The 271-nt window shown below is 48.0% G+C and carries 1 rRNA gene; it reads left to right on the top strand.

What is annotated here, in order from left to right:
- Positions 1 to 53: 53 nt before the first annotated feature.
- Positions 54 to 271, top strand: a 23S ribosomal RNA gene (locus SCA31_RS23495); the annotation flags it as partial.

Below are 271 nucleotides of genomic sequence, written 5' to 3'. Positions count from 1 at the left end.
ATCACAAAGAGAAAACCGAGCACTTACGAGTGCTTGAGTAACCAATAAATAGGAAAGAAATCGTTAAGGGCGTATGGCGGATGCCTAGGCTTTCAGAGGCGAAGAAGGACGCGGTAAGCTGCGAAAAGCTGCGGGGATCGGCACACACGAATTGATCCGCAGATGTCCGAATGGGGCAACCCGGCATGTTGAAGACATGTCACTCTAATTTATTAGAGAGCAAACCCGGAGAACTGAAACATCTAAGTACCCGGAGGAAAAGAAATCGAAG

This window comes from Chryseobacterium sp. SIMBA_028, assembly GCF_046535285.1.
Classification (GTDB): Bacteria; Bacteroidota; Bacteroidia; order Flavobacteriales; family Weeksellaceae; genus Chryseobacterium.
Note: the sequence above shows the minus strand (reverse complement) of the source record. Positions and strands in the feature narration are given on the sequence as shown.